Origin of the sequence: Jujubicoccus corallicola, assembly GCF_047345645.1 — a bacterium.
Classification (GTDB): Bacteria; Pseudomonadota; Alphaproteobacteria; order Rhodobacterales; family Rhodobacteraceae; genus JBLEFH01.
Genome location: NZ_JBLEFH010000004.1, coordinates 1 through 19,698, shown reverse-complemented (window position 1 = coordinate 19,698; position 19,698 = coordinate 1). Strand labels below are relative to the sequence as shown.

Below are 19,698 nucleotides of genomic sequence, written 5' to 3'. Positions count from 1 at the left end.
TCTTCTCTCACCTCTTGTGGCAAAGCGTCGCGGGGGTTGCAAGAATTGCCGTGGGGTCAGCCGTTTCGGGCGCTCTTATTGTCGATCTGCGGGGCTTCGGTCTCGTTGCGCGCGACCTTGGCGATGCGCGAGGCTTCCTCGACGATGCGCAGAAGCTGGGTGATGTGGTCAGGCATCACGTCATCGACCTTTTGCAGCACCGCGATTTCGTCCCGCAGCTTGTTGAGCTGTTCGCGCAGATGTTTGCCGCGGCTGGAGACAAGGCGGCAATGGAGCAGGCTGCCGCCATCGGGCAGGGGCGAGAGGGTCGCGTCGATTTTGCGCCCGTCGATGAATTTCAGCACGCGGTTATAGGGCTCGCGGTCTGCGCCGCCGAGCAGGTAATTCTGGATATATTCCGCGTCGATCGGGTCCGCGAAGACCTTCTGCCAGAAGGCGACCATCGCCTGCGGGTCGTCATTCGGGGGGATCGGCACGCCGAGACTTTGCGCGATTTCCGCATAAACCGCATTTTGCGAGACAAGGCGGCCTGACGCATCGAAAATCGCGAGCCCTTCGCCGACCTGATCGGAGAGCGAGCGCAGCTTGGCGCTTTCTTCGCGCAGACGGCGCTCCAGCCGGGTCATAGAACTGATGTTTTCGAACTGGAAAGACAGCGCGCCGCCGGGATGGGGATGGCCGGTCACGCGTACAACTTTGCCGTCGAGCAGAGTCCAGTTTTCGGAGAACTGACCGGCGCGGGCGGTTTCTTCGAGGTCCAAAAGGCGCTTGCGCCATTGGCGGAAGTCCTTGGGTTCCGGGATTTTTCCTTCGTGCCGCAGACGGTCCAGAATGGCGCGGAGCGACGGGCGCATAGCGAGGAAAGACGGCGCGAGGCCGAGCATATCCGCCACGGTCGTGTTGAAGAGGATCAGCCGCTTTTCCGCGTCGAACACCATGAGACCATCCGGCAAGCGCGCGAAGGTCTGGGTGAGTGTGGTAAGGAAAAAGCGCAGGTTTTCCTCGGCTTGCGCGTCGGCGGTGACTTCCACCGCTGTGCCGCCCGTGCCGTCCTGCCGGTGCGAGACTTCAAAGACGCGCTGGCCGACCTTTTGCCGCCCGTTTTCGGCGCTAAAAGCTAGCGGTTGCTCAAAAAGCTGGCCCTGCCCGTCGGGGTTCATGTCTTCCAGCAGCGCCTTATAGGCGTCGTTGGCCCAGCTGATCTGGCCCTGATCATCAAGCATCCAGACCGGGTGCGCGCTGCCCTTGAAGAGCGCATTCAGCCGGTTTGCCTTCGCCTCCACCACATCCACGCGCGCCAGCCGCGACAGGAACGGGCGCGTCAGATTGGTGATGTCGTGGATCTGGATCCCAACCCCGCCACGGGTGGGTGCGCCGACGAGATGGTTGGTGCGCCCGTCCGCGTGGCGGATCCCCCAATCAAGGGGAGTGCCTTCATCTATCAGCGCCCGGAGCTGCTCCGCGAAGGGCGGCTCGCTGGTTTCCGACAGTTTATGAAGGCCCGCAAGCGTCGAAATACCCAACATCTTTCGCGCCTGCGGGTTCATGTAGGAGATCTGATTTTTCCGGATGATGAGATAGCCGTCGCGCAGTTTGTTCATCGCATTTCGGCGCCGGTTTACATTTGCAAACGAGGCCAGCGCGCAAAGAATTACGAGCAGCAGAAATGTAATGAGCAAATGAAAGCCCAACGAAGAGTCCACCACGACTACCAAAATCCAAATGTTTCAGTTCAATCCCGAGTCAAGCCGCTAATTAGGGGTCGAATAGTTAATAAAATGTTAATTCGGCAAAAACCCGCCGATAATATAGGTAAATTTTTGCCAACTCAATTTGTTACCAACCATTGAACTTCGACAATCGCGCCATGGTCCGACGCGGCGAAGGTGACGCGCGCATCCGTCGATTCGAGGAGGGTCAGCGCGATAAAAAGCCCCATTCCCATGCCCTTATAGCCCGCGCGGCGCGCATCTGCCGTGCCGAAAAACGGCTCGCCGATTTTGTCCACCTGATCGGGCGGGAAGCCGGGCCCGTCATCGCGGATCGTCGCGCGTTTGAAATCGGCGGACCAGGAGAGGTCGATGGTCACGGTCGTATCGGCGAAATCGACGGCGTTCTGGATGATGTTCCGGAGACCGTGGATGATCTCGGGCCGCCGCGCCAGCATCGGGTGGGGGCCGTAGCCGATCTCGTTGAACACCAGCAGCTTGCCGCGGTGCAAATGCGGCCCGGCGGCTTCCTCGACCACCGCGCGGAGCGGCGCTTCATGGATATGGTCCTCATCAAACGGTTTGCGTCCCATATCGTGCAAAATTTTGCGGCAGCGCTCCGCTTGATCGCGGATAAGGGCAATGTCCTCGGCATGGTCGCCCGTCAGCTCATCCGCGAGTTCGGCGGCGGTCATCTTGATGGTCGCGAGCGGTGTGCCAAGCTCATGCGCGGCTGCGGCGACCACCCCGCCAAGTGCGGTCAGTTTCTGCTCGCGCCCGAGGGCAAGCTGCGTCGCCGCGAGCGCCGTGTTCAGCGCCTGCTCCTCTTTCGAGACCCGATGCGTGTAGATCGCGATAAACAGCGCCGCCCAGGAGAGCGCGACCCACATGCCGCTGCGCAGACTGTCGGGCATGTGGAAAAACACCTCGGCGCTGTGGAGCGGCACGGGCGCTAACGTGTTCAGGCCGATCATGACCAGCGTCGCCGCGATGAGGATGGCGAAGAGCCGGAAGGGCAGGGCGCTCGCGCCCACAACCACCGGAACAAGCAGGAAAATCGAGAAGGGATTCGCCACGCCCCCATGGATCAGCAGCAGCAACCCCATCTGGATCAGGTCGAACATCAGCATCGCCAGCGCCTCCAGCGGAGAGAGGCGTTTTGTCGCGGGCCAGATCACCCAGATTGCGATATTCACCAGCACCGGCAAGCCGATAAGGAACACCGAGAGCGCAATGGAAATCTGCACACCCCAAAGCTGGGTCGCCGCGATCAGCGCGATGGCCTGCCCACAGACCGAAATCCAGCGCAGCGTGCCCAGAGTGCGGGCGCGGAGCTTGGCAGGGCCGGTTGGCGGGGTTAGAAGATCGCTAGGAATGCGCATATATAAAGGATAGCGGGGGCCAGCCCGCGCCGCCACAGCGTTTCATACGAGGCGCAAATGAGGAGCAGTTTTATGATCGCCAGGATCACCGCGATAGTCGCCAGCATTGCCATGCTCGGCTTGCTCGGAGTTCTCTATTTTAATCGCTCCGAACCGACCGAGCGTTTCGCGAGCTGCGAGCAGATGCAGGTGGGCGGCGCGGATATTGGCGGGCCCTTTACTCTTCTGGACGGCGATCGCGCCGTCACCAATGAAGATGTGATCACCGGCCCGGCCTTGATTTATTTCGGTTATTCTTTCTGCCCGGACGTGTGCCCGCTCGACAATGCCCGCAATACGGCGGCGCTCGACGAGTCCGGCTACGCCGAAGATATCAAACAAGTCATCATCACCATCGACCCGGAGCGCGACACGCCGGAGCGGATGGAAGAATACGCATCTTATTTCAGCGATGACGCGCTCGGCCTGAGTGGATCGCAAGAACAGATTGACGAGGCGGTCGCAGCTTACCGCGTTTATGCGCGCAAAGCGGGTGAAGGTGAGAACTATTTGATGGACCACTCGACCTTTACCTACCTTATGACGCCCGAAGACGGATTAATTGGCATGTTCCCCAATAATTTACCACCCGATGAGATGGCAGAATCACTTAGCTGTTATATGGAGAAACTATGACAGTTGACCTAAGTGCCCAAATCGGTTCGGACCCATCTTTGCTTCTTGTTGACGACGACGCGTCTTTTGTGCGCCGTTTGTCCAAGGCGATGGAAAAACGCGGCTTTGAACCGGTGCCCGCCGAAAGCGTGGCCGATGCCATTACTTATGTGCGGAACAACCCGCCCGCCTATGCGGTGGTCGATCTTCGGCTGGAAGATGGAAACGGTTTAGAGGTCGTCGAGGTGCTGCGCGAGCTGCGCCCCGAGACCCGCGTGATCGTGCTGACCGGCTATGGCGCGATAGCGTCGGCCGTGTCGGCGGTGAAAATGGGTGCGGTCGATTACCTCGCCAAGCCTGCGGACGCCAATGACATCACCGTCGCGCTGCTTGCGGATCGCGGCGAATTGCCGCCCCCGCCGGAGAATCCCATGTCGGCGGACCGGGTTCGCTGGGAGCATATTCAGCGGGTGTTTGAGCTTTGTGATCACAACGTCTCGGAAACCGCGCGGCGGCTCGGGATGCACCGGCGGACGCTCCAACGCATCCTGTCGAAAAGGTCGCCGCAGTAATGCCGCGCCGCTTTACGCTGGGCTGGCAGGAATGGGTGAGTTTGCCCGATCTCGGCCTGCCCGCCGTTTTGGCGAAAGTGGATACCGGCGCGCGGACCTCGGCGCTTCACGCTTATAATATCACGCCGATTGAGGGGACGGAGGGCAACCGCGTCGCCTTCTCCTTCCACCCCGACCCGGACCAGCCCGACCTCGAACTTCATTGCGAGGCCGATGTGGTGGATCGGCGCGAAGTGATCTCCTCCAACGGCGTGCCGGAGCTGCGTTATGTGATCTCGACCGATCTCGCCATAGGCGGCGAGCGTTGGCCGATTGAGGTCACGCTGACGGATCGCGGCTCCATGGCGTACCGGATGCTTCTTGGCCGCACCGGGATGCCCGAAGGCGTCGTCGTCGCCCCGGCCACCGCGTTTAACCAGCCGAAACTTGGGTTTGACGCTTATGAGGACGCGCCGCGCACCGATGCCGCGCGCAGCCTGTCCCTCGCGATCCTGACTCAGGCCCCCAAGGGCCGCTCGACCCGCCGTCTGGTCGATGCGGCGGAAGCGCGCGGCCATGAGGTGCGGCTCATCGACACGGCGCGCTGTTATATGAACATCCGCACGGCGCAGGCGGAGGTGCATTACGACGGTGCCCCGCTCCCGCCGCTCGATGCGGTGATCCCGCGGATTGGCAGCTCGATTGCCCGCTACGGCGCGGCGGTCGTCCGGCAATTCCAGACCACCGGCTCTTATACGCTCAACGGCCCGACCGGCATTCTCGCCGCGCGTAACCCCTTGCTCGCGCATCAACTTCTCGCCCGCTACCACGTCGCGATGCCGCATACGGCCTTCGCCCGCAGCCCGCAGGATAGCGACAATCTCGTCCATCTCGTCGGGGAGGGGCCGCGCATGATCCGGCTTCTCGAAGGCGAGGCGGGCCATTCCGATGTGTTCGCCGACAGCGACAAGGCGGCGATCTCGGTGGTGAACGCGTTTGGCGGGCTCGGCGCGGATTTTCTGGTGCAGGATTACGTGGCGGATATGGAAGGCGGCCTCGTGCGGGCGATCGTCCTTGGCGGCAAACTCGTCGGCGCGCTGCGCTATCAACCGGCTGGCAAGGGCCGTGCGGCGCTCCGTCAGGGCGGCGTGAAACTCACCCGCGAGGAGCGCGACATGGCGCAGCGGGCGGCCACCGCGCTCGGTCTCGATCTCGCCGGAATCGATCTGGTGCGCACCGAGGACGGCCCGAAAGTCGTCGATGTGACCTGCTCGCCAAGCCTGCGCGGCATCGACGGAGAAACCGATCTCGCGGATCTCGTCATCGCCCATATCGAGGCGCAACTCGCGCCGACGCTGCGCCGCGCGGGCCGGAAGGTCAAAGCGTGAAGGCGCTCGACCGCGCGGTTGAGGGCGCGGTCCTGCTCTGGCTCGCAACGGCGGATGAGAAAGGCAAGCCGAATGTTTCGCCAAAGGAAATCTGGGTCCGGGACGGCGATTACCTGCTGATCGCCGACATTGCATCGGCCCGCTCCGTCGAAAATCTGCGCGCCAACCCGCAGGCCAGCGCAAGTTTCATCGACATTCTGCGCCAGAAGGGTGTTCAGACGAAGGGCCGCGCCGAAATCATCGGTCCAGATGATGAAGACTTCGCCGAGGTCCACGCGCCGCTCGCCGAAAAAGCCGGGCCAGATTTCCCGATACGCAACGTCATTCGCCTAAATATGACCGAGATTTTCCCGATCATCGCGCCGAGCTACGCGCTCCAGCCCGAAAAATCCGAGGCGGAGCGCATTGCCGAAGCCAAAGCGGCTTACGGATTTTCGGCGGATTAACGCTCTTCGGGCGTTTTCTCGTCGATAATCTCGCCTTCGATAATGTCCGGATGGCTACGCCGCGGACGCGGTTCGGCACCAGGATAACCCGCCTGAGACGCACCGCCAAAGCTCGTCGCGACCACAGTAATCCGGTGCCCCATTTTCGCAATAATCATCCGCCGGATCGCCGGGACGAGCAGCGCGAAGCCGCAAGCATCCGTGAAAAAGCCCGGCGTAATCAGCAGCATACCTGCCATAAGGATCATCAAGCCATGCGCGAGCGGCGACAGCGGGTTGCCCCCCGAGGACCCGCTTTGCCCCTGCAATTCTTGCAACACCCCAAGACCCTGACGCCGCACCAGCGCCGAGCCGATCACGGCGGTCAGCACCACGCAGAGCAGGGTCGGCCAGAGGCCAATGATCCCGCCGAGTTGAATGAAAAGACCGATCTCGATGATGGGGATGATCAGGAATATCAGAAAGAGAGGCATGCGCACCGCTTGGATAAATTGACGTTTCACCTTACATAGGGAGGGAAGGCGGATTTCTCAAATCCGCAGATGTTTATTGGGGGTTCGATGATCAATCTTCTGATCTTGGCGGCGGTTGCGATATTTCTGGGCCTGCGCCTGAAATCTGTGCTGGGCACACGCGATGGTTTTGAAAAGCCGATGGACCTGCCGCCATCGTCGAAAGAGCCGGTGGAGGATGCGGAAATCGCGCCGCCGGTCGATCCCTATGCGGATATCGAGGATCACGCCGAGGAAGGCAGCGACACGGCGTTGGCGTTGCGCGCGATGAAAGAGGCGGAGCCGGGCTTTGATGTGAACAACTTCCTGCGCGGCGCGCGTCAGGCTTATGAAATGCTGCTGATGGCCTATGAGCGCGGCGAGCGTGAGGACCTCCAGCCCTATCTCGACCCCGAAGTTTACGAGGGTTTCGAGGCCGCGATCTCCGCGCGCGAAGCCGAAGGGCTTGATGTGGAAGCGCAATTTGTCGGCATCCGTGAGGGCAGCTTGCAAGAGGCGAGCTTCGATCCCGAGACGCAGGAAGCCGAAATGACCGTGCGGTTTGTCGGCGAATTGTCGGTCGTGGTGCGCAATCAGGCGGGCGAGATCGTCGATGGTGCCAAGGATGAAGTGAAACGCCAGACGGATGTGTGGACCTTCGCCCGCAAAATGGGCGCGGACGATCCGAACTGGCTCCTCGTCGCCACCGGCTGATGGCCCGTCGCCGCCGGTCTCTGACCGCCGATGAGCGGGATCTGTGGCGGCGTGTGGCCAAGGCATGGGATATAAAACCCGTCGAAGAGGCTGATTCTACGGAAATTTTAACAGAAGCGCCGCCGCCGGAACCGGCGCCGCGGCGCGATCTCTTTGCCGAAATGGCCGCGCCCCAGATCGGTCGCCGTTCCCGCAAAGCGCCCGCGGTCTCTGTCTCCGAAAAACCCGATCCCGCCGAGGCGCATCGCCGCCCCGAAGCGCCGGAAATGGACCGCCGCAAGCTCGACAAAATGACGCGCGGACGGCTTCCGGTGGAAGCGCGGATCGACCTGCACGGAATGCGCCAGCACGAAGCTTACGGCGCGCTGATCGACTTCATCGCCCGTTCGCATATGCGCGGGCTGCGCCTCGTTTTGGTGATCACCGGGAAGGGGCAGGACGACCCGCAGCGCAGCTTTTTCGAAGAGCGTCGCGGCGTCCTGCGCCACGCCGTGCCGGGCTGGCTGCGCCAAGGCCCGATCCGCCCCTATGTGATGGAAATCGTGACCGCGCATCGCCGCCATGGCGGGGCCGGCGCCTATTACGTGTATCTCCGCCGTCCGGGCAAAACCCGATAGGCGCGAAACCGGTTAATAATAGCCCTCATAAGCGCGGCCATAGCCCTCCGGCATATAGCGGCATTTGTTGAGGATCACCCCGAGAACATTGGTCTTTTCCGCTAGATCCCGCTCGCAGATATCGACCTCATGGGTCGTGCTGATCCCTGCGCCCACCACCAGCAGAACGCAGTCCACCAGCGGCGCCATCGCCATCATGTCATCGGTCAGCAGCATCGGCGCGGTGTCGATCAGCGTAATATCCGGCTCCAAAAGCGCGTCCATCGTGTCGAGCGCGTCGCGCGAATCGTGATTATGCAGGATCTCGGAGGTGTTCTTGGCCTCGCGCCCGCTCGGCCCGATCACAAGGTTCTCGCCGATCCGGGTGAAACTTTCCTCTACCGTCCGCTTGCCGCTCAGAAACCCGCCCATGCTGTATTTTTCCGGCAATTCCAGATAGTTCTGGATCGCCGGACGATGCATGTCGAAATCCAGCACGGCCGTGCGCAGATCGCTCTGCCGCGCAAGCGAGAACGCTAGGTTGAGCGTCGTCACGGTCTTGCCGCAGCCCTCGGTCGGCGAGGTGATCGCCACCCGTTTCCAGCCGCGCTCCTTCATCATCGACAGCACCCGCGTCCGCATCTGGCTGTAATACATCGCCGCGCTATCTTCCTGAAGATACGAGACAATTCTCATCTTCTCCAGATGCCGCGGGTCCGGCTCGAAGCTCCGCAGCGCGCTCCAATTGCTGTCCACGGCGCTCTGGCTCTGCGGCGCGATATGCGGCGGCGCCGTGCGCGGGCTCGTCGCCGGCGGTGCGCTCCCCGCGGCCTGTTCACGCTGTTCGCGGGCTTTCTTGATCGCTTCTCTCAACGGTTCCATGAAAGCCTCCTCAAAGCCCGAATTTGGCCAGCAGCCGGTCGAAAATCAGATCGAGCGGCAGATAATAATAATGAATTGCCCAGAGCATGAGCGGCACGGAAATCACGATCGCTGCGACGATTGCGATCATCCCGAGATTGCGGCGGCGCACCTCGCCATGCGACTGGATATACGGGATCGTCGCCAGCGGTTCGATATTAAGGCGCGTCGACAACTCCACCGACCGGCGCACCGTCTTGTCGAGAAATTCCAGCAGCGCCACCAACATGATGCCGAGACCAATGCCAGCCGCAACACTCGCGGCCGCAATCGCCTTCCGGTTCGGGCTGACAGGCTCATCCGGCACCGTCGCGCGCTCGATCACCTCGAAGCTCTCACCCTCGCGGCGCAACTCAATCCGCTCCCCCTGCGCAGCGGCAGCGAGCTTCTGGCGCGCCTGATTGTACTGAAGCTGCGTGTTTTCATAGGTTCGAGTGAGATTGTTGAGACGGACCTCAACATCTGGTGTCTGGTCAATAGAGACCTGCAATTCGCTAAGTTCGCTCTCGATATCCGTCGTTTGCGTTTCAACCATCTCAATCTGCTCGTCGAGAAGCGCCAATTCTGCTTCGGCAGAACTGGCCACACGTTCGCCATCACGGTTAACCGGGCGAACGATGGATTGCAGCGCATTAATCCGGGATCGCAGCGCACGAATTTGCGGATGCTGTTCAGAATAAATCGCCCGTTTTTCAACCAAATCTTGTTGAAGCTGTATCAGTTCCATTTCCTGCGGTGATGCGCTGGCTCCAACGGTGCCGATACCGCTATTCGCGCTAATCTGTCCGGCCTGCTGACGGCGGCGCGTTTGAAGTTCAGCTTTGGTGCGCTCAAGTTGCAAGAGTCGCTCTTGCAACACGACTTGTTGGTTGCGGCGATAATCCAAAGAATTCGGCAAGGATTCCTGATTCTGAGTTTGAAATGCAAGCATTTCAGATTCGATACGGCTGAGCTCGCCTGCAAGCCGCGAGACTTCCTGCTCAAAAAAATCAAGGGTGCCGGTGGCCATATCAGAGCGCAAACGGGCGCCTTCCTGAAGAATGAGCGAGGCGTATTCGTTCGCGACATCGGCGGCTTTGCTACGGTTTTCCGAGGAAAAATTGATTGAGAAGGCAATCGTGCGCGCCCCGTCTCGCGAGCCAGAATCGCCCAGCTGCACCAGATTGAAACTGGTCGACCCTTGCATGCCTTGCGCAATCTGGGTGCCTGTCATTTCGTTGATGCCGGGGAACACTTTCAGGCGGCGCGCCACGTCAATAAGGTTGCCGCGGGTCATGAGGCGTTGCCGGATCACGTTTAACTGTTCAACCGGGCTAGCCGTCACGGACGAATTCGCAAGTTGCTCCGAAATCTTCGGCCCTTCCACAAGAATCGTTGTCGAAGCGCTGTAGCGGGCGGGCAGGAGCATTGCCACGGCGATTCCGATGACCGATACTAATGTCGCCACAATCACGAAAAGCGGCAGGCGGCGCATAAACTGGTTGAAATAAAACTTGAAATCCATGGCCTTAGCGTCGTGCCTTCTGTTCATGAACCGCCGTGATCGTGGCGGATGTGGTCTCTTCTTCGGCAAGTTCCGCCGCGCGTTGCGCCACACGGTTGGTTGCCATTCGGTCCTCGATAGAGCGTTTCACCGTCTCGTAGTCGACGAATTTGTGGCCCGTCGCATAGGCATAGGTCAGGGCCATATCACAGATATGATTAATACGGCGTGGCGTTCCCCCACTGGCTTGCGCAATCAGCCCGAAGGCCTGATCGGAAATCAGATAAGGGTTCGCCCCCGCCTTGCGCAACCGCTGGCGGATATAGGTGCCAACCGCTTTTTCATCCAGCGTTCCAAGGTGATAGCCCGCCATGATCCGCTGGCGGATCTGCTCCAGACCCGGCCCGGCGAGGATATCCACAAGCTCCGGTTGACCGATCAGGATCAACTGCAGCAACTCGTCCTTGTCGGCGTTAATGTTCGTTAACAGGCGTAGCTCTTCCAGCGTCTCGCGCGAGAGGTTCTGCGCCTCGTCCACAATCAGGATGGTCCGCTTGCCGGACGCATAGGTGCGGATCAGACGGTCCTGAAGGGCTTTAAAAAGAACGACATAGGAAGATTTCTCGTCAAACGGCTCGCCGAGAGCCATCAGCGCCCATTGGATCAACTCTCCGCGGCCGCCTTGCGCGTTGGAAATCAGCCCGACCTCAATGTCATCAGGCAGGTTACGCAGGAACTCCCGCAGCAGCGTCGTCTTGCCCGCACCGATCTCACCAGTGATCAGGGTGACCGGCGCACCGGACATAAGCCCATATTCCAGAACGGAAAACGCTTCAGAATGCGCGTCGGACCAGACCAGAAAGTCCGGGTCCGGCAGCAATGTGAAGGGCCGCTCGGTCATGCCGAAATGTTCTAAATAGAGTGCCAAATGCTGATCCGCCGTGTCGAAATATTCCGGACCTTCTAACTGTGCCGGTCCGATTTGCAAATGTCATCATGATGATATGTTTGAGAGGTTAAATAAGCTCACTCATCTGGTTAACTAGTTAACATCTCAAAATTGTGAGCATGTTCACTTAAATCTTCACAGTTTCGAAAGCAAGTTTTCTAAAAAGTTGTGCCAATGCGCATTAGGTGCTAATTGTCTCTCCGTGGGCCGTCCGCGATGAGATGTGGTGATCGTGCGGACGGAATGTAGTGGTGGAGAATTCAATGAGTAACGCGGATTTATACGTGGCCCGTCCCATGGCAGGGACAGGTGGACCTGACGACAGAGATAATCATCTTGGTCTGGAAGGTGGATTTTATTCCATAATTTTAAAGCGGCTTTTCGATATTGTGCTGGTTCTGATCAGCCTGCCAATCGTTTTGCCCGTTGTTTTGCTTTTGGCTTACTTGATTTCGCGCGACGGCAGTGGCGCGTTCTACTCGCAATCTCGCGTGGGTCGGAATGGTGGATCTTTCCGATTCTGGAAGTTGCGGTCGATGATTCCCGATGCAGATGAGAAGCTCGAAGAGCTGCTCGCCTCCGATCCGGTCGCCCGGCAGGAGTGGGAAGAGAAGCAAAAGCTTAACGATGACCCGCGCGTCACGCGCCTCGGCAGGTTTATCCGCAAGACGTCGCTGGATGAGCTTCCGCAGCTTTGGAACGTGCTGATCGGCGATATGAGCCTCGTCGGCCCGCGCCCGATGCTGCCCGAGCAGCGTGCGCTTTATCCGGGCCGCTCTTATTTCTACATGCGTCCCGGCCTGACCGGCTACTGGCAGATCTCGGATCGCAGCGTCGGCAGCTTTGCCGGACGCGCCCATCATGACGCCCGTTATCTCCGCGAAATGTCGCTGGCGACTGACGTTTCTGTCATGATGCGCACAGCCCTCATTGTCGTTCGCGGCACGGGCTGCTAGCTTATTGCCACCCGACCGGGTGGCAATTTACTTTGGGGCGTTATGAAAAATTTGATGATTGGCGCGGCTATGCTTGCCGCACTCGCTGCTTGTGACAATGCAGAAGAGCGAGCTGAGAAATATTACCAGAGCGCTGTTGAACTTTCTGATGCGGGCGAAGACGAAAAAGCCCGTGTCGAGTTGCGGAATGTCTTTCAACTGAATGGCGAACATCAGGACGCGCGGCTTCTCTATGCGCGTCTGACTCGAGACGCTGGCAATATTACCGAAGCCGCCTCGCAGTTCCGCCGGCTTCTTGAACAGAACCCCGAACATGTCGATGCGCTCTATGAGCTGGCCGAGATTTACTATATCGGCGGTGCGACGGAGCTGGCCGAAGAGCAGCTGACCAAGCTCGAAGAGGTCGACCCCGACAATATCAATGCCAAATCCATCCGCGCCTCCATTGCCTATAATGGCGATGATCGCGCGCGCGGCCTGGAGCTTGCCCGTGAAATTCAGGACGCGGACCCGGAGAACCTCCGCGCGCGTCTGATCCTGGGCGATGACATGCTGGAGCAGGGCGATCTTGAAGGCGCCCGCGAAGTCGCCGAAAGCATGGCGGACAGCGAAAGCTACGGCGCGCAGCTGTTCCGCCTCAGCGTGTTGGAGCAGCAGGACGATCAGGAGGCGATTGGCGCGCAGCTTGCCTCCATGCTCGAAGCCGCCCCGCAAAATGACCGGATTCGCGAATTGCGCGCTCGCTGGCTCTTTACCGAGGCGGAGGATGCGGACACGGCGATTGCCGTTCTGCGCGACGGTCTTGAGGTCAGCCCGGACCGCGAAGCGATGGAGCAGCGTCTCGTTGCGCTCATCCAGCGGAGCAAGGGCCCGGAAGCGGCTGAGGCCGAACTCAAGCAACTCGCCAGCGAAGCCGAAGAGCCGCTGCGCTATCTCATGCGCGCCGCGGCGATTGCGGCGGGCGACGATCAGCAGGACGCGATTGCCCGTCTCGAAGCGCTGAAGGCTGAAAATGAAGATGCCTCGCTCAACGAGCGCGGTATGCTCAATGTTGCGCTGGCCCGGCTGTATCTCTCGAATGGCGAGCATGAAAAAGCCGACGAAGCGCTGGAGTCGATCCTGAGCGAAGACCCGACCCGCGCCGACGCGCTGGTCCTGCGTGGTGGCCGCTATCTGGAGGAGAACGAGCTGGATCTGGCCATCGCCGATCTGCGTCAGGCTCTCGATACGGACCCGCAGAATCTCGCCGCCGTCAACCAACTTGCCACCGCCTATCAGCGCAATGGCAATGAAGATCTCGCCCGCGAGCAATTCGCCCGCGCCGCCGAGGTCAGCAATTACGACCCGAATATCGTGAACCGCTATGTCGCCTTCCTCGCCTCGCAGGGCCGCGACGACGGGATTCGCACGGTGGTTCAGCAGGGTCTCGATGTGAACCCGGATTCGGTCATTCTTCTGGCGCATCTTGGCCGGGTGGCTGTGCGGGAAGCGAACTGGATCGAAGCCGGTGAAGTCGCCGACCGTCTCGCCGCGCTCGGCAGTGACGACGCCAATGCGCTCGCCGAAGAGCTTCAGGCGGCGATCCTGAGCGGCCAGAACGATGTGGATGAGCTGATCGCGCAACTCCAATCCTCGCTGGAAGCAGGCACGGCCACACGCACGACTCTGCCCAATCTCATCTCCGCCTTCGTGCGCGCGGGACGGGAAGAGGACGCGGCGACCTATCTCGAAGGCTATATCGAGGACGAGCCGCAGGATCCGCGCGGCTATCTGCTCCGCGGGCGTCTGGCGCTCTCCTCCGACGATAACGACACGGCCCGCGAATGGTTCAATCGCGGCAAAGACGCCATCCCGCTTGCGCCGGAAATTTACCTGACCATCGCGTCGCTGAACGCGCGGGAAGGCGACATTGACGCCGCCGAAGCGATCCTCGACGAAGGCATCGAGACTTTGAGCAATAACGCGGTGATCCGTGCGCAAAAGGCCCGTCTTTATGAAGGGCAGGGCCGAACGGACGACGCGATTGGCGTCTATCAGGCGCTCCATGACGAGTTCCCGGACAATGTCGTCTATGCCAATAACCTCGTCAGCCTGATGATGGATTACCGCGAGGGCGAGATGTCGCTCGACGATGCGGCGGAAATCGCCCGCCCGCTGCGCGATTCCAACGTCCCGGCGTTTCAGGACACCTATGGCTGGCTGCTGTTCCAGCGCGATGAGGTCGAAGCCTCGCTCGCCTATCTCGGCCCTGCGGCGGATCAACTCGTCGATCAGCCGCTCGTCCAGTATCACGCGGGCGTCGCCTATGCCGAGCTTGGCCAAGCGCCGCAGGCCCGCCGTTACCTTGGCCGCGCCATTGAACTGGCCGAGCAGCAAGGTCTCGATTTGCCACAAATCGCGGATGCAAGATCTCGTTTGGCGGCGATTGGCGAGAATTAAAGCTGTTGCAAAGCTGCGACAGTTGGGTGCGGCTTCTGCCTAAGTTGCGGGCAAATACTGCGGCCTAACCGCCGCAGTGGTCTATAGTGGGTGAGAAAAGGTGGGCAGCGTTCGGTTTTTACGGTCGCTGTAATGGATAAGGAGACACATGATGCGGGCCCTTCTGGCAGCTGTATCGCTAATCGCCACATTGGCAACGCCGGCTCTGGCGCAAAGATATGAAATCCAGCCGGGGGATCGCCTCTCGGTGAGCGTGTTGGAGGATCCGCTTCTGGATCGTCAGGTTCTGGTGCGCCCCGATGGCTACATCTCGATGCCGATCGGCGGGTCGATCAAGGCCTCGGGCCGCTCGGTGGAATCGGTGGAGGAAATCATCCGCTCGCGCCTCTCGGGCAGCTTCGCCATCCGCCCGACCATCTCGGTCGCGCTGATCCAGGAAGCGCCGATGGAAGAAGAGCTCATGATGGACACCATCAAGATCTACGTGATGGGAGAGGTCAGCAGCCCCGGTCTCAAAGAGGTCGAAACGCCGGTGACCTTCCTTCAGGCGATCTCCCTTGCGGGCGGTCTGTCGGATTTCGCGGCGACCCAGCGGATCCAGCTGCGCCGCCAGAAAGAGGGCGCGCAGAAAACCTATCTCATGGATTACAACGCCGTTGAGCAAGGGGCCGAGTTCCGCCAGATCGTCGAAATGCGCGACGGTGACGTGATCATCGTGCCGCAACGCCGCCTGTTTGAATTCTGATGCGGCGGGTCGGTCTCACGGCCATCGCCCTCGCTGCGGCGCCCGTTTGGGGGCAGGTCTCCCCGTCGGTTCCGCCAGAGCAGGTGGTCAATGTGCCGGACTCGCTCTTCGGCGCGCAACCGCTCGGGCGCGGCACCCGCACGCGGCTCACCTTCGGGCAATCGGCCTATGTCGAGGATGATGGCGGCGAATTTGGCTATGGCGCGACGACGAGCCTGAACCTCAATCTGGATCGCCGCACCCGCACGACGGAAGTGGGCGTCAGCACGGGCCTCTCGCTGGTGGCCGAAGAGGATAACGACGATGACGAGTTCGAAACCTCGATCTCCGAGCCGAATATCCGCTTCTATCTCACCAGCGCCCTGACGCCGCGTCTCAACTCGAATGCCAGCCTGTCCTACCGCCAGCGCGATTACGACACGACGGTGTTCAACATCAATATTCCCGATGAGGATGAGGTGATCTCCCCCGACGATCTGATCGAGGCGGAGGACCTTTCCGGCAAAGTCCGCTATCTCAACGGCAGCGCGGGTCTGGCCTATCGCCTCACGCCGCGGGACAGTGTGAACATGTCCGTCAATGTCAGCGATCGCAGCTATGACGACGATCAGGCAGGGACGGATTACACCAATACCAGCCTGAGCCTCGGGTATAGCCGCGCGGTCTCGCCGACTTGGTCGATCAATCTGAGCGGCACCGGCGGGCTTTACGAGCCTGAAGATGACGACGACATCAAACGCGCCTCCGCCCGGATCGGCGCGTCGGGCCAGCTCTCGCCGACATTTGCGGTCGATGGCGCCATCGGGACGGACTGGTCGGACGATACGGATGAGTTCAGCCTCGGCGGCAATCTCGGCGCGACGCTCACCCGCGCGCGGGACCGGATGCGTTTCAGCGTCAGCCATGCGCAGGACCCGGACAGCGACGGCGAGCTGGTCGAGACGACCCGTGCGGGCTTCGATTACAACCGCAGTCTGACCCGGCGCGACTCCATGTCCTTCGGCGTCAACGCGCTTTGGGATGATGACAGCGACAAGCAGAACCTCACGGCGCGCTATAACCACAACTTCACGCCGCGCGCGCGCGGCAATATCGGCTATCTCTTCCAGACCGAGTCCGATGACGACGATGTGCATCGTCTCTCCGCCGGGTTCAGCTGGAGCTTCGAGCGCCAGTAACGCCAAAGTAATCGCCGCGGCATAGTGACACAGGAAGCCGGTCCCTCAGGGGCCGGCTTCAATAATTTCCAGATGCCCCTCCGCGATCAGCGCCGCACTCAGCGGGCCGCCATAAGCCGCGCCGCTGTCGAGATTGAGGATCCCCGCAGAGCGCTTGGCCGACCGGCGCGCATAATGGCCATGGACCACGAAAACTCCGTCTTTCCGGGCGGTTGGCCCGCCGCGCACCCCCCAAAGAAGCGCCTCCTCCGGCTGATCATCCGGCGGCGCGCCGGGATCGCCGCCCGCATGGGCCAAGAGGATATTGCCGTTCAAGTAAGATGTAGGCATCGTGTTCAGCCAGGCCAGCCGCTCTTCCCCAAGGGCCGCGTGCAGATCCTCAGGGGTGGCTGACAGGGTCAAACCGAAGCTCTCCAGCGTCTCCGCCCCGCCATGCTCCAGCCACCGGCGACTGATTCCATTGAGAAAATCGAGCATCATCTCTTCATGATTGCCCTTCAGCGCGATGTGACCCGACGTCATGGCGAGGTCGATCACGTCACGACTCCGTGAGCCGCGATCCACCAAATCCCCTAAAAGCACAACCTGAACATCTTGCCACCCGTCCAAAGATGTCATTTTTTCTATAAGGGATTTAAATAAGCTATATCGGCCATGTATGTCGCCAAGAACAGCCATGGGCTGGTCAGGGTTAATATTCTCGCTATTTTTACTTATGCCAAAGAGTTTATTAAGCATAGATATGTTTCTGGCCTTCATTTTTAGTCAATCTAGCACATGAAATTCTGTAACACTTCATCAAAACTGTTTGACTTTGTGGTTAACAAAACATAAACGAGAACCGTTGGGTGGGGGTTCCCGTAGATTTTGCTGCCATGCGCATCGCTGCGCGTGTTCCCCCTGTTTGGGTTAACAATTGGGGGTTCATATGACCTACTACTACGGCTACAATTCCTATTACGGGTATAAGTATAACGATTACTATCGGTCCTACGACCATGGAAGTTCCTACGATTACGGCAATGCTTCGTTAAGCGGCCGTTATTTCTACGACAAAGACAATTCCGACACGGAAAGCTATGGCGACAAAGGCGTTGCCTGCGTTGTTGTGAAGCTGATCGACAGCGATGGCAAGGTGGTCGCGACCACCACCACCGATTACAACGGTAACTATAAGTTCACCAATCTCAAAGCGGGCGACTACCGCGTCGTATTCCCGAAGCAGGACGGCAAGGTCTTTGCGGACCAGAATGTCGGCTCGAACAAGAGCGTCGACTCCGATGCGGATGCAAACGGCATCTCCGAAGTGGTCAGCGTGGGCAAAGGCGAGTGCTGGACCAATGTCGATGCGGGCATCCAGACCGCACCGCGCCAGGAATCGGCGATCAAAGGCCGCTTCTTTGCCGACAATGACAACTCGAACACCGAGAATGACGGTGACACCGGCCTTGCGGGCAAAACCGTCACGCTGGTCGATGCCAATGGCAATGTCGTGGCAACCACCACGACCGACGCGCATGGCAACTACGCCTTCACCGGCCTTGCGGCTGGCCAGTATCGCGTCGTGTTCCCGGATCTCGACGGCAAGACATTCGCCGCCAAGGATGTGGGCTACTCCTCGACCGATTCCGACGCCAACGCCAATGGCCAGACCGACATCATCAAGCTCGGTGACTGCCAGACCGTGAAAAACGTCGATGCCGGCGTTCAGGAAGAAAACACCGCGAGCATCACGGGCCGTTTCTTCCACGACAACGACAATTCGGACACCGAGAGCCGTGGCGACACCGGCGTTGAAGGCGCGACGATCACCCTCGTCGATGCGGATGGCAATGTCGTGGCGACCACGACCACCGATGCCAACGGCAAATACAGCTTCAAGAACCTCGCCGAAGGCCAGTATCGCGTCCTCTTCCCCGAGCAGGACGACAAGACCTTCGCGGACAAGGATGTGGGCGACAAGCGCTACGACTCCGATGCCGACGCTTCCGGTCAGACCGACCTCTTCACCGTCGGCGCGGGCAAAGCGATCTGCAATGTCGATGCCGGCATTCAAGAAGGCGGCACCGTCGTTGCTGAATGTGTGAAAATCGAAGCCGAGGACATGAACCTCTGCGGCTTCCGCGTGGGCACCGCATCGAGCACTTCGGGCGGCGAATATGTCTATGACGCGACCAGTGGCTGGGCCTATGCGACCACCACTTGGGACGGCGCGGCTGGCACTTTCGACATCACCCTCGGCGCTTGGGATGCCAGCGGCGGCAAGGCCACCTTCTACATCTACGTCAACGGCAAAGACGTGTCCGGCCCGATCTATACCGACCGCGACACCAAAATCGTCGAAGAGTTCATCGTCGAAGGGATCGACCTCAAGCCGGGCGACCAGATCAAGGTCTGGGCTGCGGGCGATTACTGCGACAAGGGTTATTTCGATTATCTCAAGATCTGCAACACCGACCCGGTGGTCGAGCTCGGCTCGATCGGCGACACCGTGTTCTATGATCTCAATGGCGACGGCATCCAGAACGCAGGCGAAACCGGCGTTGCGGGCGCGGAAGTCAATCTGCGTGACGCGGATGGCAATGTGATCGCGACGACCACCACGGACGAAAACGGCAACTACATCTTCGATGGTCTCGAAGAGGGCGAGTATTCCGTCAGCGTCGTGGCCCCGGAAGGTTACGTGTTCACCGGTCAGGACCAAGGCGGCAATGACGATCTCGACAGCGATGTTGATGCCGATGGCAACACCGGGACGATCTCCCTCGGCGCCGGTGAAGACATCACCAACGTCGACGCTGGCCTCATCGTGGAAGACCCGCACACTGCGTCCCTTGGCGACACCGTGTGGTATGACACCAACGGCGACGGCGTGCTGAACGGGTCGGAGAGCGGGGCGGCGGGTGTGTCTGTCGAGCTGCTGGTCGATGGTGAGGTGGTGGCCACCACGCTGACCGATGCGAATGGCAAATATCTCTTCGACGGTCTCGCGGCGGGCGATTATCAGGTCCGGTTCACGACCCCGGATGGGTATGAGTTCACTGAGGCCAGCACCGTTGCGGCGGATGCGGTGAACAGCGACTCCGATGCCAATGT

18 protein-coding genes are annotated in these 19,698 nt (G+C 60.2%); 11 read left to right on the top strand and 7 right to left on the bottom strand.

The genetic code is table 11. The features are described from left to right. Positions 1-56: 56 nt before the first annotated feature. Together ACMA5I_RS07800 and ACMA5I_RS07795 are read right to left on the bottom strand one after the other, a co-directional pair. The gene (locus ACMA5I_RS07800) at positions 57-1,601 is read right to left on the bottom strand and encodes a PAS-domain containing protein (protein WP_525885689.1); all 1,545 of its coding nucleotides are present in this window, start codon (positions 1,599-1,601) and stop codon (positions 57-59) included. Between the two features lie 227 nt (positions 1,602-1,828). Continuing rightward, the gene (locus ACMA5I_RS07795) at positions 1,829-3,091 is read right to left on the bottom strand and encodes an ActS/PrrB/RegB family redox-sensitive histidine kinase (protein ID WP_525885688.1); all 1,263 of its coding nucleotides are present in this window, start codon (positions 3,089-3,091) and stop codon (positions 1,829-1,831) included. Positions 3,092-3,163: 72 nt separating this feature from the next. Between ACMA5I_RS07795 and ACMA5I_RS07790 the strand changes: the two genes are divergently transcribed. Genes ACMA5I_RS07790 through ACMA5I_RS07775 form a run of 4 tightly spaced genes read left to right on the top strand, consistent with a single transcriptional unit; the run spans position 3,164 to position 6,130 of the window. Continuing rightward, a complete protein-coding gene (locus ACMA5I_RS07790; protein WP_525885687.1) occupies positions 3,164-3,766 on the top strand; it encodes an SCO family protein in 603 nt (200 codons plus the stop codon). Further along, positions 3,763-4,317, top strand: a complete 555-nt coding sequence (locus ACMA5I_RS07785; RefSeq protein WP_525885686.1) for an ActR/PrrA/RegA family redox response regulator transcription factor — start codon at positions 3,763-3,765, stop codon at positions 4,315-4,317. Before ACMA5I_RS07790 ends, ACMA5I_RS07785 begins: the two co-directional genes overlap by 4 nt. Then, positions 4,317-5,684, top strand: coding sequence for a putative ATP-dependent zinc protease (locus ACMA5I_RS07780; protein ID WP_525885685.1), 1,368 nt, complete (start codon positions 4,317-4,319; stop codon positions 5,682-5,684). The genes ACMA5I_RS07785 and ACMA5I_RS07780 overlap by 1 nt, the downstream gene beginning before the upstream one ends. After that, complete coding sequence (locus ACMA5I_RS07775; RefSeq protein WP_525885684.1) at positions 5,681-6,130, top strand: pyridoxamine 5'-phosphate oxidase family protein; 450 nt, start codon at positions 5,681-5,683, stop codon at positions 6,128-6,130. The genes ACMA5I_RS07780 and ACMA5I_RS07775 overlap by 4 nt, the downstream gene beginning before the upstream one ends. Here the strand turns inward: ACMA5I_RS07775 and ACMA5I_RS07770 are convergent. After that, entirely contained in the window at positions 6,127-6,603 is a 477-nt protein-coding gene (locus ACMA5I_RS07770) for an FxsA family protein (RefSeq protein WP_525885683.1), read from the bottom strand. The genes ACMA5I_RS07775 and ACMA5I_RS07770 overlap by 4 nt on opposite strands. A gap of 75 nt (positions 6,604-6,678) precedes the next feature. Between ACMA5I_RS07770 and ACMA5I_RS07765 the strand changes: the two genes are divergently transcribed. After that, entirely contained in the window at positions 6,679-7,335 is a 657-nt protein-coding gene (locus ACMA5I_RS07765; protein WP_525886009.1) for a Tim44/TimA family putative adaptor protein, read from the top strand. Then, positions 7,335-7,952 (top strand): Smr/MutS family protein, encoded by a 618-nt coding sequence (locus tag ACMA5I_RS07760; protein ID WP_525885682.1) that lies wholly within the window; start codon positions 7,335-7,337, stop codon positions 7,950-7,952. Before ACMA5I_RS07765 ends, ACMA5I_RS07760 begins: the two co-directional genes overlap by 1 nt. 12 nt (positions 7,953-7,964) lie before the next feature. On the opposite strand, the gene ACMA5I_RS07755 is transcribed toward ACMA5I_RS07760, so the two are convergent. From ACMA5I_RS07755 to ACMA5I_RS07745, 3 genes are read right to left on the bottom strand one after another with little or no spacing between them, the layout of a single operon-like run. Next, positions 7,965-8,813, bottom strand: a complete 849-nt coding sequence (locus ACMA5I_RS07755; protein WP_525885681.1) for a CpsD/CapB family tyrosine-protein kinase — start codon at positions 8,811-8,813, stop codon at positions 7,965-7,967. Between the two features lie 10 nt (positions 8,814-8,823). After that, entirely contained in the window at positions 8,824-10,356 is a 1,533-nt protein-coding gene (locus ACMA5I_RS07750) for a GumC family protein (protein ID WP_525885680.1), read from the bottom strand. A gap of 4 nt (positions 10,357-10,360) precedes the next feature. Continuing rightward, positions 10,361-11,263, bottom strand: coding sequence for an ExeA family protein (locus ACMA5I_RS07745; RefSeq protein ID WP_525885679.1), 903 nt, complete (start codon positions 11,261-11,263; stop codon positions 10,361-10,363). Positions 11,264-11,547: 284 nt separating this feature from the next. On the opposite strand from ACMA5I_RS07745, the gene ACMA5I_RS07740 reads away from it, so the two are divergent. The 4 genes from ACMA5I_RS07740 (at position 11,548) to ACMA5I_RS07725 (ending at position 16,602) form a co-directional block, all read left to right on the top strand. After that, entirely contained in the window at positions 11,548-12,240 is a 693-nt protein-coding gene (locus tag ACMA5I_RS07740) for a sugar transferase (RefSeq protein ID WP_525885678.1), read from the top strand. 42 nt (positions 12,241-12,282) lie between these two features. Continuing rightward, the gene (locus ACMA5I_RS07735; protein WP_525885677.1) at positions 12,283-14,679 is read left to right on the top strand and encodes a tetratricopeptide repeat protein; all 2,397 of its coding nucleotides are present in this window, start codon (positions 12,283-12,285) and stop codon (positions 14,677-14,679) included. A 151-nt stretch (positions 14,680-14,830) separates the two neighbouring features. Beyond that, positions 14,831-15,424 (top strand): polysaccharide biosynthesis/export family protein, encoded by a 594-nt coding sequence (locus ACMA5I_RS07730; protein WP_525885676.1) that lies wholly within the window; start codon positions 14,831-14,833, stop codon positions 15,422-15,424. Beyond that, positions 15,424-16,602 carry a hypothetical protein gene (locus ACMA5I_RS07725; RefSeq protein ID WP_525885675.1) on the top strand — a complete coding sequence of 393 codons (1,179 nt, stop codon included), beginning with the start codon at positions 15,424-15,426 and terminating at the stop codon, positions 16,600-16,602. Before ACMA5I_RS07730 ends, ACMA5I_RS07725 begins: the two co-directional genes overlap by 1 nt. A 45-nt stretch (positions 16,603-16,647) precedes the next feature. Here the strand turns inward: ACMA5I_RS07725 and ACMA5I_RS07720 are convergent, their stop codons facing one another. Continuing rightward, positions 16,648-17,280: a metallophosphoesterase family protein gene (locus tag ACMA5I_RS07720; RefSeq protein ID WP_525886008.1), complete on the bottom strand. Its 633-nt coding sequence runs from the start codon at positions 17,278-17,280 to the stop codon at positions 16,648-16,650. 250 nt (positions 17,281-17,530) lie between these two features. Here ACMA5I_RS07720 and ACMA5I_RS07715 point away from each other — a divergent pair. Continuing rightward, the coding region (locus ACMA5I_RS07715) for an SdrD B-like domain-containing protein (RefSeq protein WP_525885674.1) at positions 17,531-19,698 on the top strand (2,168 nt) is incomplete at its 3' end.

Excerpts from the sequence above, each read along its gene's own strand:
- ACMA5I_RS07770 (WP_525885683.1), bottom strand. The coding sequence starts at position 6,603 with ATGCCTCTCTTTCTGATATTCCTGATCATCCCCATCATCGAGATCGGT.
- ACMA5I_RS07760 (WP_525885682.1), top strand. The coding sequence starts at position 7,335 with ATGGCCCGTCGCCGCCGGTCTCTGACCGCCGATGAGCGGGATCTGTGG.
- ACMA5I_RS07720 (WP_525886008.1), bottom strand. The coding sequence starts at position 17,280 with ATGGCTGTTCTTGGCGACATACATGGCCGATATAGCTTATTTAAATCC.
- ACMA5I_RS07735 (WP_525885677.1), top strand. The coding sequence starts at position 12,283 with ATGAAAAATTTGATGATTGGCGCGGCTATGCTTGCCGCACTCGCTGCT.
- ACMA5I_RS07785 (WP_525885686.1), top strand. The coding sequence starts at position 3,763 with ATGACAGTTGACCTAAGTGCCCAAATCGGTTCGGACCCATCTTTGCTT.
- ACMA5I_RS07795 (WP_525885688.1), bottom strand. The coding sequence starts at position 3,091 with ATGCGCATTCCTAGCGATCTTCTAACCCCGCCAACCGGCCCTGCCAAG.
- ACMA5I_RS07780 (WP_525885685.1), top strand. The coding sequence starts at position 4,317 with ATGCCGCGCCGCTTTACGCTGGGCTGGCAGGAATGGGTGAGTTTGCCC.
- ACMA5I_RS07790 (WP_525885687.1), top strand. The coding sequence starts at position 3,164 with ATGATCGCCAGGATCACCGCGATAGTCGCCAGCATTGCCATGCTCGGC.
- ACMA5I_RS07750 (WP_525885680.1), bottom strand. The coding sequence starts at position 10,356 with ATGGATTTCAAGTTTTATTTCAACCAGTTTATGCGCCGCCTGCCGCTT.
- ACMA5I_RS07755 (WP_525885681.1), bottom strand. The coding sequence starts at position 8,813 with ATGGAACCGTTGAGAGAAGCGATCAAGAAAGCCCGCGAACAGCGTGAA.
- ACMA5I_RS07725 (WP_525885675.1), top strand. The coding sequence starts at position 15,424 with ATGCGGCGGGTCGGTCTCACGGCCATCGCCCTCGCTGCGGCGCCCGTT.
- ACMA5I_RS07740 (WP_525885678.1), top strand. The coding sequence starts at position 11,548 with ATGAGTAACGCGGATTTATACGTGGCCCGTCCCATGGCAGGGACAGGT.
- ACMA5I_RS07730 (WP_525885676.1), top strand. The coding sequence starts at position 14,831 with ATGCGGGCCCTTCTGGCAGCTGTATCGCTAATCGCCACATTGGCAACG.
- ACMA5I_RS07800 (WP_525885689.1), bottom strand. The coding sequence starts at position 1,601 with ATGAACAAACTGCGCGACGGCTATCTCATCATCCGGAAAAATCAGATC.